13 protein-coding genes are annotated in these 13,324 nt (G+C 62.1%); 9 read left to right on the forward strand and 4 right to left on the reverse strand.

Features of this window, described 5'->3' with window-relative positions; translation table 11 throughout:
• The first annotated feature begins 134 nt into the window (after window positions 1-134).
• Window positions 135-3,515, forward strand: coding sequence for a response regulator (locus FFR93_RS08860; protein WP_138392948.1), 3,381 nt, complete (start codon window positions 135-137; stop codon window positions 3,513-3,515).
• 20 nt (window positions 3,516-3,535) lie between these two features.
• Here the strand turns inward: FFR93_RS08860 and mnmD are convergent, their stop codons facing one another.
• Window positions 3,536-4,264 (reverse strand): tRNA (5-methylaminomethyl-2-thiouridine)(34)-methyltransferase MnmD, encoded by a 729-nt coding sequence (mnmD, locus tag FFR93_RS08865; RefSeq protein ID WP_138392949.1) that lies wholly within the window; start codon window positions 4,262-4,264, stop codon window positions 3,536-3,538.
• Between mnmD and FFR93_RS08870 the strand changes: the two genes are divergently transcribed.
• The 8 genes from FFR93_RS08870 to FFR93_RS08905 all read left to right on the forward strand — a co-directional run bounded on the left by FFR93_RS08870 (window position 4,263) and on the right by FFR93_RS08905 (window position 9,759).
• Window positions 4,263-5,441 carry an FAD-binding oxidoreductase gene (locus tag FFR93_RS08870; protein WP_138392950.1) on the forward strand — a complete coding sequence of 393 codons (1,179 nt, stop codon included), beginning with the start codon at window positions 4,263-4,265 and terminating at the stop codon, window positions 5,439-5,441. The genes mnmD and FFR93_RS08870 overlap by 2 nt on opposite strands.
• Window positions 5,442-5,556: 115 nt before the next feature.
• A complete protein-coding gene (locus tag FFR93_RS08875; RefSeq protein ID WP_138392951.1) occupies window positions 5,557-6,264 on the forward strand; it encodes a DUF1045 domain-containing protein in 708 nt (235 codons plus the stop codon).
• Window positions 6,265-6,377: 113 nt separating this feature from the next.
• Window positions 6,378-7,301, forward strand: a complete 924-nt coding sequence (puuE, locus tag FFR93_RS08880) for an allantoinase PuuE (RefSeq protein ID WP_138392952.1) — start codon at window positions 6,378-6,380, stop codon at window positions 7,299-7,301.
• Complete coding sequence (gene uraD, locus FFR93_RS08885; protein WP_138392953.1) at window positions 7,301-7,801, forward strand: 2-oxo-4-hydroxy-4-carboxy-5-ureidoimidazoline decarboxylase; 501 nt, start codon at window positions 7,301-7,303, stop codon at window positions 7,799-7,801. The genes puuE and uraD overlap by 1 nt, the downstream gene beginning before the upstream one ends.
• Window positions 7,798-8,160, forward strand: coding sequence for a HepT-like ribonuclease domain-containing protein (locus FFR93_RS08890; RefSeq protein WP_138392954.1), 363 nt, complete (start codon window positions 7,798-7,800; stop codon window positions 8,158-8,160). The genes uraD and FFR93_RS08890 overlap by 4 nt, the downstream gene beginning before the upstream one ends.
• A complete protein-coding gene (locus FFR93_RS08895) occupies window positions 8,144-8,665 on the forward strand; it encodes an ureidoglycolate lyase (protein WP_171049169.1) in 522 nt (173 codons plus the stop codon). Before FFR93_RS08890 ends, FFR93_RS08895 begins: the two co-directional genes overlap by 17 nt.
• Entirely contained in the window at window positions 8,662-9,018 is a 357-nt protein-coding gene (gene uraH, locus FFR93_RS08900) for a hydroxyisourate hydrolase (RefSeq protein WP_138392956.1), read from the forward strand. Before FFR93_RS08895 ends, uraH begins: the two co-directional genes overlap by 4 nt.
• Entirely contained in the window at window positions 9,019-9,759 is a 741-nt protein-coding gene (locus FFR93_RS08905; RefSeq protein ID WP_138392957.1) for a metallophosphoesterase family protein, read from the forward strand. It begins immediately after the preceding gene.
• Window positions 9,760-9,774: 15 nt separating this feature from the next.
• Here FFR93_RS08905 and FFR93_RS08910 read toward each other — a convergent pair whose 3' ends face one another.
• Genes FFR93_RS08910 through FFR93_RS08920 form a run of 3 tightly spaced genes read right to left on the reverse strand, consistent with a single transcriptional unit; the run spans window position 9,775 to window position 13,270 of the window.
• Complete coding sequence (locus FFR93_RS08910) at window positions 9,775-11,487, reverse strand: flotillin domain-containing protein (RefSeq protein ID WP_138392958.1); 1,713 nt, start codon at window positions 11,485-11,487, stop codon at window positions 9,775-9,777.
• Window positions 11,484-12,131 carry an OB-fold-containig protein gene (locus tag FFR93_RS08915; RefSeq protein ID WP_138392959.1) on the reverse strand — a complete coding sequence of 216 codons (648 nt, stop codon included), beginning with the start codon at window positions 12,129-12,131 and terminating at the stop codon, window positions 11,484-11,486. Before FFR93_RS08915 ends, FFR93_RS08910 begins: the two co-directional genes overlap by 4 nt.
• A 5-nt stretch (window positions 12,132-12,136) precedes the next feature.
• Complete coding sequence (locus tag FFR93_RS08920) at window positions 12,137-13,270, reverse strand: PspA/IM30 family protein (protein WP_138393476.1); 1,134 nt, start codon at window positions 13,268-13,270, stop codon at window positions 12,137-12,139.
• Between the last annotated feature and the right edge of the window lie 54 nt (window positions 13,271-13,324).

Genomic DNA, 13,324 nt, shown 5'->3' on the forward strand with positions numbered 1-13,324 from the left:
AATGGCCGTATTCGGCCTGATGAGCCGGCTTGTGAAATTCCGCCCTCGATTATTTATGGTTAAAACCTTGTTAAAAGCCTTGGCGTTATAGTCTTTGTAGTTGATATTTCATTTATTGCGGGAGCGACAATTTCTTGAAATCAGCCGGGGACATTCTGGAATTGGCTTGCCGCCGGATCGCCGATCTGGACACCCCGGCCTATGTCAAGAACAGCGAGTTGCGCTATGTCGCCGTCAACGGGGCCTATGCTGATTTCCTGGGCCGCGAGGTTTCCGACTTCATCGGTAGGCGCACCCGCGAGCTATTCGACCGCCCCGAGGAAGAGGACCGCGAGGATAAGGAACGCCGCGCGCTGGTTTTCGGCACCGAGGAAAACGCCATCTGCTTCGACGCGGAGAGCCTCCACCATGAGCGCGTCCAGATCGAAAGCTTCTCGCCGTCGCCGGATCGGATCTATGTGCTTGGCATCTTCGAAGCGCGCGAGCGCCGCGTCATCGCCGGCAGGGAGATGGTTGACAACCCAGGGTTTGTAGGCGATTCCGAAACCGCCGCCGACCTCGCCCGGGTGCGCGAGGCACTGGAAAATCTCGATCAGCCGATCGGCATCTTTACGGCGGACGGACGCCCGCTTGTCGTCAATGCAGCTTATCGCAACGGCGCTCTGCCTGTGGCCGGCGAATCGGCCTGGGGAGAGAGCGTCAACGAACTCGACGTTCTCCGCACCGTCCTGGAGGACCTGCCGGTTGCGGTCTTCGTCCGCGACGACAAGCACCGCCTGGTCTATGCCAACAAGTATTATGAAACCTTCAGCGGCCGCGCCCGCTCCGAGTATATGGGAATGACCGAACACGAAATGTTCGGGCCGGAAGGTGCTGAGGCGATCTACCAGGAAAACCTGCTGGCGCTGAGGGACGGTATTTCGGTGGAGCTCGAGAGCGAGATGCCGAGCAATAGCGGCCATGTCTATCCCGTCATCTCGCGCGTCAACCGCGTCATGACGGCGGATGGGCGAACCTATGTCGTCGGCTCCTTTTCCGACATCTCACCGCTCAAGGATCGCGAGAGGGCGCTGATTGAATCGCGCAAGCAGGAAGAAATACTGCATCGCGACATCGAGAGCATTCTGCGTTCGCTGCCGATCGGCGTGCTGATCCTCGATAACGACCACCGGATCCTCTACGTCAACGACGAATTCTACGGCATCTGGGAACTGCCGCTCGACGATCGCTTCGACGGCCGCCCCTTCCTTGACGTCATCCGCCGCAATTACGAACTCGGGCGCTACGATCGGACGCAGACGCCGGAGGAGATTTACGCTTTCCGCAAGCACCTGTTCGAGGCGGAGGAACCGGAGCCGATCGAGGTCGGCTGGGCGGGCGGCAAATCGGTGATCTTCGACAGCCGCCGCATCTCCAACGACCGCATCCTGCTGACCTATGCCGACATTTCGGCGGTGCGCGAGCGGGAAAAGGAAATTCACGAGACCCGGGCCGCGCTGGAGCGGCTCGGCGAAATGATGCGCGATGCCACACACGCCATGTCGCAGGGGCTTGCCATCATCCAAGACGGCGTCATCAGGATGTCCAACGAGGCTATGGCCGATATCCTGCAAATCCCGCCTGAATACATCGAGGCCGGCCAGGGCTGGCTCGGCATGTTCGAATTTTGCGCGGCGCGCGGCGATTTCCACGATGAGGCGGACGAGATCCTGCAGGAGTGGCGCGCCAACATCGCGGCGAGGCAGCCGATTTCCACCGTCTTCCATGTCGGCGGCGAGCGCTGGGTGAACATGGACGCGACGGTCAGTACCGGACAGCATTGGGTGGCGCTGTTCACCGACGTCACTGATCTCAAGAGCCGCGAGGAGGAACTGCGCCAGCTGCTGTCGCGCGCCGAAGCCGCCGATCGCGCCAAGTCCGAATTCCTCGCCAATATGAGCCATGAGATCCGCACGCCAATGAACGGCGTGCTCGGCATGGCGGAGCTGCTGGCCAAGACCAATCTTGATACGCGCCAGAAAACCTTCATCGACATCATTGTCAAATCGGGCAATGCGCTGCTGACTATTATCAACGACATCCTCGATTTCTCGAAGATCGATGCGAGGCAGATGACACTGCGCAAAGCGGCGTTCGATATCACCGAAGCTGTGGAGGACGTGGCGACACTTTTGTCGTCGCATGCCGCCGAGAAGAACATCGAACTGCTCGTGCGGGCCGCACCGGATTTGCCCGCCGCCGTGATCGGCGATGCCGGCCGCTTTCGCCAGATCGTCACCAATCTCGTCGGCAATGCCGTCAAGTTCACCGAGCGTGGCCATGTCTTCGTCGATGTCGGCTTCGAGACCGTCGCCGGCGGCGAGATCTTGGCAAGCATCCGCATCGAGGATACCGGGATCGGCATTCCGAAGGACAAGCTCGCATCGGTTTTCGACAAGTTTTCGCAGGTCGACGCCTCCTCGACCCGGCGGCATGAGGGAACGGGCCTCGGTCTTGCAATCACCGCCGGCCTCGTCGATCTCTTCGGAGGCTATATCAATGTCGAGAGCGAATGGGGCAAAGGCTCGGTCTTCACCGTGAACCTGCCTTTCGCGGTGGCCGCCGCCCGGCTCGAACCGAAGCCGCTGCCGATCAATGTGCAGGGCGCGCGTATCCTCGTCGTCGACGACAACGAGGTGAACCGCCGCATCCTGACCGAGCAGCTCTCGCTCTGGGGCTTCGACGGCGTGGCTGCAGAGGGTGGAGGCACCGGGCTTGCAATCCTGGAGGCGGCCGCCGATCTCGGCGTCACCGTGGACGCAGTCGTGCTCGACTATCACATGCCCGACATGAACGGCGCCGATGTCGCGCGCCGGTTGCGCGCCGACCCCCGGTTCGTCGAGCTGCCGATCATCTTCCTGACGTCGATGGATATTTCGGGCACGGAGAAGGAATTCGCGGCACTGAACGGCCATGCACACCTGATGAAGCCGGCGCGCGCCAATGTGCTACGCAACACCATGGTCGAAGTGGTGCGTGCAAGCCGCGTCAAACAGTCCTTCGCGAGCGAGAGCACCCGGCCACAGGCGCAGGCGGTCGTGCCGGAGCCCGTGCCGCAGACGCGCGGGCCGGAATTCATCGACGTGCTCGTCGCAGAAGACAATGAAGTCAACCAGATCGTCTTTACACAGATCCTGCAGGCAACCGATCTCTCCTTCCTCGTCGTCGACAATGGTGAGCAGGCGGTCGCCGCTTGGGCGAGACACAAGCCGGGCATCATCATGATGGACGTCTCGATGCCTGTTATGAACGGCCATGAAGCGGCTCGGACGATCCGCGAGAAGGAAAAGGGGCAGGGCCATCGTGTGCCCATCATCGGCGTCACCGCCCATGCGCTCGAAAGCGACCGCGAGGCCTGCCTCGACGCCGGCATGGACGACTACATGTCGAAGCCGATCAGCCCGGAACTGCTGGAGGAGAAGATCCGGCAATGGCTGGGCAAGACCGAGCAGCAGCCGGAGCGCAAGGGCTACTGAACACGATCGAACCAAAAGGGTTATTCGGTGAGCGCTTTGATGCCGCAGAGCATTTCACGTTTGCCGGCGAAGCCTTTGCGACGCTCGACGGCAAAGCCCGCAGCGATGAGATTGCGGCGCACGAAGCCGGCCGCGGCGTAAGTTGCGAAGGTGCCGCCGGCGGCCGTCTTTTCATTGACGCACCGCATCAGTTCCTCCGACCACATGTCGCAGTTGCGTGAGGGGGCGAAGCCATCGAGGTACCACGCGTCGAAGCCGGTGTCTGCCGCGGCAACGCCGTCGAGCGCGGCGCCGCAGACGACGCTGAGGCGCGTCTGGTCGTCAAGGTCGAGCGCGACGGTGCCGGCAGGCAGTAGCGGCCATGCTGCGGTCAGCGCTTCGCGCTCGGCATCGATCTCCGGCCAGTGTGACAGTGCCCGGCCGATTTCCTCGCGCCGCATCGGGTGGAGTTCAAAGGAAATGAAATGCAGTTGCTGGCCGGCTGCGCGATGCAGCTTCCATTGCCGCCAGGTCTCGGCGAAATTCAGGCCGGTGCCGAAGCCGAGTTCGCCGATGACAAAATCCCGCCGGCCCTTCCAACGCTCCGGCAGGCCATTGCCGGCGAGGAAGACATGGCCGCATTCGAGCCGGCCATCGGTCTGGCAATAAAAATGGTCGCCAAATGCGATGGAATAAGGCATATCGCCGTCGCGCCATTCGAGCGGCTGCGGCGCGCCCGCGCCAATCTGATCGGGGTTCACGTCTCTCATGGAAAAAGCCGATAGTCCTGCACCGGCGTCCGGTCAATCTTCTTGCGACTTGCTGATCGTCGGCGCCGGTATCATGGGTCTCTGGGCGGCCGTGCATGCCGAACGCTTCGGCATGAGCACCATTCTTGCCGACGCCGGCAGCCTGGGCAGAGGCGCCAGCGGCGGCCTGCTGGGCGCGCTGATGCCGCATATGCCGGACCGGTGGTCAGTGAAGAAGCAGTTCCAGTTCGATGCCCTGGTTTCGCTCGAAACTGAAATCGCCGCACTCGAAGCCGAGACGGGAGTTTCCGCCGGCTACCGCCGTTCCGGGCGGCTGATCCCGCTGCCGAAGCCGCATCTCAATCGCATCGCCCGCGGTCATTCCGAGGATGCCGACTGCCATTGGCGGGCCGGCGAGCGCCGCTTCCACTGGCATGTCATCGACAGGCCGCCGATCGATGGTTGGCCTGACATATCTGCCGGCGAGAACGGCTTCGTGCACGACACGCTTGCGGCCCGCGTCGCACCCCGCTCATTGATCTCAGCGCTCATCGCCTTGCTGCGGCGGGCAAAATGCGTGCGCATCATGGAACATGCGGCCGTTGCCGCCGTCGATCCCGATCGCGGCACGGCGGAGATTGGCGGCGAACCCATTGCTTTCAGCCGCTGCATCCTGGCCGCCGGCCATAAGTCCTTTCCGTTGCTGCAGGAGTTGACACCGGGGGCGAAAAAGCCGCTCGGCCAGCCGGTGAAGGGGCAGGCGGCGCTGTTGAGGGCCGATATCGACCCGGCGCTGCCGACAATCTTCCTCGATGGGCTCTATGTTGTGGCGCATGAAGGCGGGTTTGCGGCAATCGGCAGCACCAGCGAGAACCGCTTTGACGATCCCGGCTCGACCGACGCACAACTCGATGCGCTGATCGAGGCGGCGCGCGCCATCGCGCCGATCCTTCGCGATGCGCCCGTCGTCGAACGCTGGGCGGGGCTTCGCCCGAAGGCGATCGACCGCGATCCGATGATCGGCCGCCATCCCGTCCATCCCCGCCTGATCGCGTTGACTGGCGGTTTCAAGGTCAGCTTCGGGCTGGCCCATCGGCTGGCGGAGGCTGCGGTTTGCATCGCGGGCGATACAGATTGCGAGTTTTCGCTGCCGGAAAGCTTCGCGATTTCAAGCCATATCGCTGTCGCTTCACGTTAAACGTGAATTAGATACAGCTGCGTTTCGTTATTCTGTCATGCAAATCACCTATCTGCTTGCGCATCGGCAGCGCCGGATTTCACCGGTGCTCACTTCCTTGTATGGAGGAAATCGCATGCGCTATGCCATTTGCTTCACGCCTCCGGCGAGCGATCGGCTGTCGCTCGTGGCCGCCAATTGGCTTGGCCGAAACGTGTTTTCGGGCGATATGGTGGAGCCTCCGGCCGTGCGCGGCCTCGGCATTCATGAGATCGCCTTTTATACCGCCGTGCCGCGGCGCTATGGTTTTCACGGCGTTCTAAAGGCGCCTTTCCACCTGTCCGCTGAGACGTCGGAGGCGCAACTCCTGCGCGATCTTATGCGTTTTGCGGGGACATACGCCCCCTTCCGGATTCCACATCTGGAAATCGCCCGGCTCGGCAATTTCTACAGCCTGATGCCGAGCGCTCCCTGTGAGCAGATCCAGTATCTGGCTTCGGCGATCGTTCAGGAGTTCGATCGTTTCCGGGCGCCGCTGAGTGAAGCCGACATCGAACGCAGCGATCCCGACGGGTTGTCGGCGGCGCAATTCGCCAATCTGCATCGTTGGGGCAATCCTTACGTGATGGAGGAGTTCCGCTTCCATATGCCGGTGACTGGCCCCATCAATGCGATTGACATGCCCCGCATCGAGCTGGTGCTGCGGACGATCTTCGAGCCTGTCTTGAGAGAGCCGGTGACGGTTTCGAATGTGGCTTTGATGATCGAGGAGGGCACCGGCGGTCCCTTCCGCGTTCACTCGCTCCACCCCATGGGCAAGGTCAGCGCGCGCAGGATCGCCTGAGCAGGTATCAAGCTAAGCGACTGTGAAACATATAGAAATTCTGCTGCGCAGTTTCCGTCTCGACATTCCGGCTGCGGATGATACCGTTCCCCGTCTTTTCAGAAGGTGATTTGATGGTATCCGAGACCTACCCGCGCAATCTCGTCGGCTACGGGCGTCAGACGCCCGATCCGAAGTGGCCGGGCGACGCTCACGTCGCCGTGCAGTTCGTCATCAATTACGAGGAGGGCGGCGAGAGCTGCATCCTCGAAGGCGATCCGGCTTCCGAAAACCTGCTGTCGGAAATCGTCGGCGCGGCCGCCTGGCCGGGGCAGCGCAATCTCAACATGGAATCGATCTACGAATATGGTTCGCGCGCCGGCTTCTGGCGGCTCTGGCGCATGTTCACCGGTCTCAAGGTGCAGGCCACCGTCTATGGCGTGACGCTGGCGATGGCGCGCAATCCCGAAGCCGTCTCCGCCATGAAGGAGGCCGGTTGGGAGATCGCCAGCCATGGCTACCGCTGGCTGGAATACAAGGATTTTCCCGAGGATCTGGAGCGCAAGCACATTCTCGAGGCCGTGCGCCTGCACACCGAACTGACAGGCGAGCGGCCCTACGGCATGTATCAGGGCAAGCCATCCGACAACACGCTGCGACTGGTGCAGGAAGAGGGCGGCTTCCTCTATTCCTCCGATTCCTATGCCGACGACCTGCCTTACTGGGTCAAGGGCGTCGACGGGAAGCCCTTCCTGATCATCCCCTATACGCTCGAAACCAACGACATGCGTTTTGCCACACCGCAGGGTTTCAATGCCGGCGACCAGTTCTTCACCTATCTGAAGGACGCTTTCGAGACGCTTTATGAGGAAGGCAAGGACGGCAGCCCGAAGATGATGTCGGTCGGCCTGCACTGCCGCCTTGTCGGGCGTCCGGGCCGGGCAGCCGCTCTGAAGCGTTTCATCGAATATGTACTCAAGCATGACAAGGTCTGGATCCCGCGCCGCATCGAGATTGCCGAGCACTGGCACAAGCACCATCAGCCGGATGCGCTCTAATGCTGTCGCGCGAGGATTTCGTTTCCCGCTTCGGCGGCGTCTTCGAACATTCGCCCTTCATCGCCGAGCGGGCCTATGACGCGGGCAGCGTGACGGAGCCGCTGACGGCATCAGGCCTGCATGCAGCGCTAGCCGCCGCCTTTCGTGCGGCAAGCCGGGAGGAGCGTCTCGGCGTGTTGCGCGCCCATCCCGATCTTGCCGGCCGTCTGGCGATAGCAGGTGAACTCACGGAAGACAGCCGGAAGGAGCAGGCCGGCGCCGGTCTCGATCGGCTGAGCCCGGCCGAGCATGCCCGTTTCACCGAACTCAATGCGGCCTATGTGAGAAAATTCGGCTTTCCCTTTATCATCGCCGTCAAAGGGCTCGACAAGGACGACATCCTTTCGGCTTTCGAAACGCGGATCGGCAATGGCCTGGATGAGGAACTCGCGACCGCCACGACACAGGTCGAACGGATCGCGCTGCTGCGCCTGACATCGATGTTGCCGGAGGGCAAATGAGCGAGCATCGTGCTATCGACTATCTCAATGAAATGCAGAAGGCGGCGGCCGAAGCGTTATACTTCGTGGGCGGAATGGATGAGGCGGCCTTCGCCGAGGACAATCTCACCTTCAAGGCGGTTGCCTTCTGCCATTTCACCATCGGCGCGGCTGCGTCCCGACTGCTCGTAGCCCATCCGGAATTCGCAACCGAGCATCCCACTCTGCCATGGACGAAAATCTGCGGAACGGGCAACCGCATTCTCGAAGACGTCTTCGCCCTCGATCCCTCCGAAATCTGGGATGCAACCTATCGTACGCTGCCGGAACTTCTCGTTGAGATCGATGCCATTCGTCACTGGCATGCCGAGGGCGAGTGAAACATTGTCAGATTTTCTCGACATCCGCCCGCTTACCAGATCGGCCTTCGCCCCTTTCGGCGAGGTGATCGAAGCCGATCCAGCCTCGATGCGGCTCATCAACGGCGGCACGACCGAACGCTTCCATGCACTGGCTGCGGCTGAGGCGTCGGGCGAGGGCGCGCGCGTCATCATCAATCTCTTTCGCGGCCGGCCGCGCAGCTTCCCCTATGACGTCGACATGATGGAGCGCCATCCGCTCGGCAGTCAGAGTTTCTCGCCGATTTCCGGCCGGCCCTTCCTCGTCGTCGTCTCCGAGGACGAGGGCGGACGTCCGAGCAAGCCGCAGGTGTTTCTCGCACGCGGGGACCAGGGGGTGAACTACCGCCGCAATGTCTGGCATCATCCGCTGATGGCGCTGGGCCAGGCCTCCGATTTCCTGGTCGTCGACCGCGACGGGCCTGGCAATAATCTGGAGGAATTCTTCTTCGAAATCCCGTATGTCATCAAAGAGCCAGCCCCATGACCGGATTGACGACACATGTTCTCGACACCGCCCTTGGCAAGCCCGCCGAGGGCCTCAGGATCGATCTTTTCCAGCTCGACGGCGAGATCCGCAGACATCTGAAGACGGTCGAGACCAATGCGGACGGCCGGGTCGATGGCGGCCCCATGCTCGCTGGCGAAGATTTCCGCGCCGGCACCTATGAACTCGTCTTCCACGCCGGCGATTATCTCAGGGCCACCGGTACGCCGCTGCCGCATCCGGCCTTCCTCGATCTCGTGCCGATCCGCTTCGGCATCGCCGACGTCACGGCGCATTACCATGTACCGCTACTGATCTCGCCCTACGGCTATTCCACTTACCGGGGCAGTTAGATGCGTTTCGCGGCGATCGCCGATATTCACGGCAACCATCTTGCGTTCGAGGCGGTGCTTGCGGATATTCAGGCGCAGGGCATCGAGGAAGTCGTCAACCTCGGCGACTTCTTCAGCGGGCCGCTGGAGGCAGGCCGGACGGCTGATATGCTGATACCGCTCGGGTTTACTTCCGTTCGCGGCAATCACGATCGCTATCTGTTCGAGCAGGATCCGGACTCCATGCATGTCTCGGATGCCGCCGCCTACCGGCAACTGACACCGTCTCATCTCGAGTGGCTGCGGGGTCTGCCGTTCGATGCCGTCTATCAAGGCGAGGCCTATCTCTGCCATGCGACGCCGAAAGACGACAATCTCTACTGGCTGGAGTCCGTCTCGCCAGAGGGGCATGTCTTTCCGAAGCCGATCGAAGCCATCGAGGCGCTGGCCGAAGGCATCGATCTGCCGCTGATCCTGTGCGGCCACAGCCATGTGCCTCGCGCCGTTCGACTCTCGGACGGCCGCCTGATCGTCAATCCCGGCAGCGTCGGCTGCCCTGCCTATGACGACGTGCTGCCCTACTATCACAAGGTCGAAGCCGCCCACCCGCTGGCCAGCTACGCCATATTGGAAAAGACGGCCGCGGCATGGACATGGCAGTTCAGACATGTCGCCTATGATCATATGGCGATGTCGGCACTGGCCGCCAAAAGGGGCCGTGCCGACTGGCAGAGCGCGCTGGCGACCGGCTGGTTGCGGTAGCCGCTGGGAATCCGATTACTCCTTCGGGGGCGCCGCAGCGATAGCTGGCTGCGGAGATGTCGCGGGCGCGGCGGGTGCTGAGGCAGGCTTGGGGCTGTCGAGATTGCCAAGCAGCGACGAGATCGCGTTGTCGCCTTCGAAGCCCGCTTCCTTCAACAGCTTGTCGAGGATCGGCTTGTTGGCCTGATATGCGAGCAGCTGACCGGCCAGCCCTTCGCCCATGCCGATGCCGCCTTCGCCGTTTGCACCGCCGCGGCCGAGCATGCCGCCGGTATCGAAGATCCGGATGTCGGAGATCTTCTCGATCGGCTTGACCGCCTCAGCGAGTGCCTCAGGAATGATGCGGATACGTTCGCGGGTGATCTCGAACTCGATGATGGTCTGACTGAGCTTGTTGCGAGCCTCGTTGAGCAGCGCCTCGCTTTCAGCTTGGGCCCGGCCAGTTTCGAGGATGCCCTTGGCTTTGATGATCGCCGCGTCCGCTTCGGCGGTCGCCAAAGTCTTGATGGCCTCCGCCTGGTCACTCGCCGCTTGTTTTTCAGCCTCCGCGCCGACGGTGACGGCAGTCGCTTCGGTTTCGGCCTTCTTGCGGGCATCAATCACGGCGATCTGCTTTTCACGCTCGGCAATTTCGACTGCCTTGGCGGTGCCGACCTTTTCCTCCGCCGCTATTGCTCGGGCGCGGGCTATTTCGGCGGTCGCCTTCGCCTCGGATTCTTCACGACTTTTGTTGGCAACGGCAATCGCGCTTTCCTGTGCCACGATCTGAAGGTCGCGCTTGGCTTCGGTATCGCGCTGCTGGACGGCGCGGGCGGCGTCGATGTTTGCGCTCTCGCGGGCCTGCTTGGCGGCGGCCTCGCGCTCGGCAATAGCCTGTTCGGAGGCGATGCGGGCTTCCTCCTCGGCGCGTTTAGCCGCCTGCTCCTGCTGAGCGGTTTCGGCGCGTGTCGCCGCGGATTTGTTGGCGATGTCGCGTTCCTGGTTGAGCTCGGCTTCCCGCTTGGTCCGCTCGATGGCCAGCGATTGCTGGCGGGCCTCCAGATCCTTCTGGGCGATGGCGACTTCAGTATCGCGGACGATCTCGTTGCGCTCCTTCTTGCGGCCCTCGGTAATGCGGGTGAGCGCAGCGAGACCTTGCGCATCGAAGAAGTTGTTGGCGTTGAAATGCTTGATATCCGTCTGGTCTAGGCGTGTCAGTGACACGGATTCGAGCTCGAGGCCGTTCGACTGGAGATCGGCGCCGACGGCTTCCTGCACCGCCTTGACGAAGTCCATTCGCTGCTCCTGCAGAGCATCGAGATTCATGGTCGCTGCCACGGAACGAAGGCCGTCCACGAATTTCGCCTCGATCAGGATGCGAAGCGCTTCCGCATCATTGGTGCGGTCGCCGAGCGTCTGCGCGGCCAGCGCAATCGAGGAGCCGTCGGGTTTGACGCGTACATAGAATTCGGCGCCTATATCGACGCGCATACGGTCCTTGGTAATCAACGCATCGCCTTCGCCGCGACGAACCTCGAGGCGCAGCGTTTTCAGATTGACCCGGGCGATGGAGTGAAAGATCGGCAGAACGACGGAGCCGCCATCGAGCACGACTTTCTGGCCGCCGAGGCCGGTGCGGACATAGGCCTCGTCGCGGCTGGAGCGCGTATAGAGAGAGGCAAGGACGAAGCCGATGCCGAAAATCAGAACGATGGTAATGCCGGCCGGTAGAATAATGTCGTACATCATGGCTGCCCCCTCAAAGATTGATTGTCCGCTGCGGTCGGATCGACCAGTGCGGGAATGGCGATAAACACGTCTGCCTTACGATCGACGAGAAGAACCTCGGTGCCGATCTTCAGCGCTTCCTGGCCCTTTGCCGCCCTGGCTCTGAGCACATGCCAGTTTCCATGCTGGTCCTTGATCCGGACGCGTCCGGGCAATCCCTGATCGAGCGGACCGATCGACACTTCAGCCGTTCGGCCGATGAAAGTGTCGAGGTCGACGGCATAGGTCTCATCATGCGGCACGATCCGTGCCACCGTCCGGCTCGATGCCCTGACCATGGGGAAGGTGACCAGTACAGCGGGAACGGCGGCGAGGCCGGCGGGCAGCGGCGCCCAGAAGGCGCCGGCGACCGCCTGTATGGCAAAACCCGCAATGGCGAAGAAGCCGAGCGCCATCATCAGGAGAATAAGCAGGGGAACGCCGCCAACATTGAGCCAGGAGAGGTAGCCCGCAATGCCGTCATGCCCGTTGAAATCCGATTTTCCGAGAAGCTCCGTGATCGAAAAACCCATCACGGTCGCGAGCATCTCGATGACGGTCAGGCCGGCCAGCACGGCGGCGGCGATTGCGAAGGGAAGGCATTCGGGGGCGAGAAGAAGTCCCATCGGCGTTACCGGTTATCGGCCTTGAAGCGCGCGAGGCGCGCCTCGATAGCCTGCTCACGGTGCAATCGGTCGAGTTCGTCCAGTTCGGAACTATGGGCATGTTCGGCTGAGGGGACGCCGGTCAGCCGCGAGACCGCCGCGGCGGCGCGGGCTGCGCCTACGCCAGGTGCGGGCCTGCCGGCCAGGGCCTCTTCGGGATGCTTGGCGATGCTGCGCTTGAAATCGACAAGGCGGGCATCCGCCTCGCGGCGCGTGGCCAGCACCGCCTGCAGGGCTTTCTGGCCGTCGTCCACCTGCTCCCTGGCGTCGGCCAGCGCCTTGTCGAGCGCGGCGATCTGGGATTCGAGATCGATCTGGCGGGCGATACCGGCTTTTGCGAGGTCATCGCGCCCGGAGGAGACGGCGAGGCGGATCTTCTCATCGAGCGCGTTCATGTCTTCGGCGATTTCGTCCCGGCGGCTTTGGATGCGGTATTCCTCTGCGCGCGCCTTGCCAAGGTCGGTGCGTGCTTCCTCCGCCGCCGCATCGATCTCGCGGATCGCTTGTTCGATGACGGCGATCTTGTTGACGCCTTCCGCCTTGTCGATCGCCGCATTGGCGATCCCCGCGATCAGGCGCCCCATGCGTGAAAGAATGCCTTCATTCGTCATGTTTTCCTCCATCCGAGCGGAATTCGGCGTGACGCCGATGTGGATTTCGTAGCGATCGGGGCCAGCAACGAGATAGGCCGGAAAAATGCTGTCCCATCCCTTCGAGTAACCAGCGACGTCGAAGGGGACGGCAACGCGTCCGTGCACCGTAGCGATCGTCAGGTCGGCAGGCCCCTTGATGGCGAAGAGCTTCTCGTCGAGCGGAAGTTGCGGCGGGTCGACGATCATGCCGCGATTGCTTGCGAAATCGCGAAGGCCGAGCGTCACCAGCCTTGCCGGCAGACCCGTCTGCTCTCGTACTGTTTCATAGGCAAGCGCATGCAGCACGACGAGATTGGCGCCCGCCCTGTCGTCGATGAGTTCAGTCAGAATGTCGATCATCCTGCGATAGGCGGCAATGGTATCGTCAAGCGCCTGCCGGGCCAGGTCATCAGGCGCCAGCATGTAGCGCAGCAGCGATTGGTGCGGTGTCTTGCCTGTGTTCGTCATGAACAAGAAAATAAAGCACCGCTTTTGTGCTTTCAAGAGGGGACATGAAAAACC

Source organism: Rhizobium sp. MHM7A (assembly GCF_005862215.1).
Classification (GTDB): Bacteria; Pseudomonadota; Alphaproteobacteria; order Rhizobiales; family Rhizobiaceae; genus Rhizobium; species Rhizobium bangladeshense.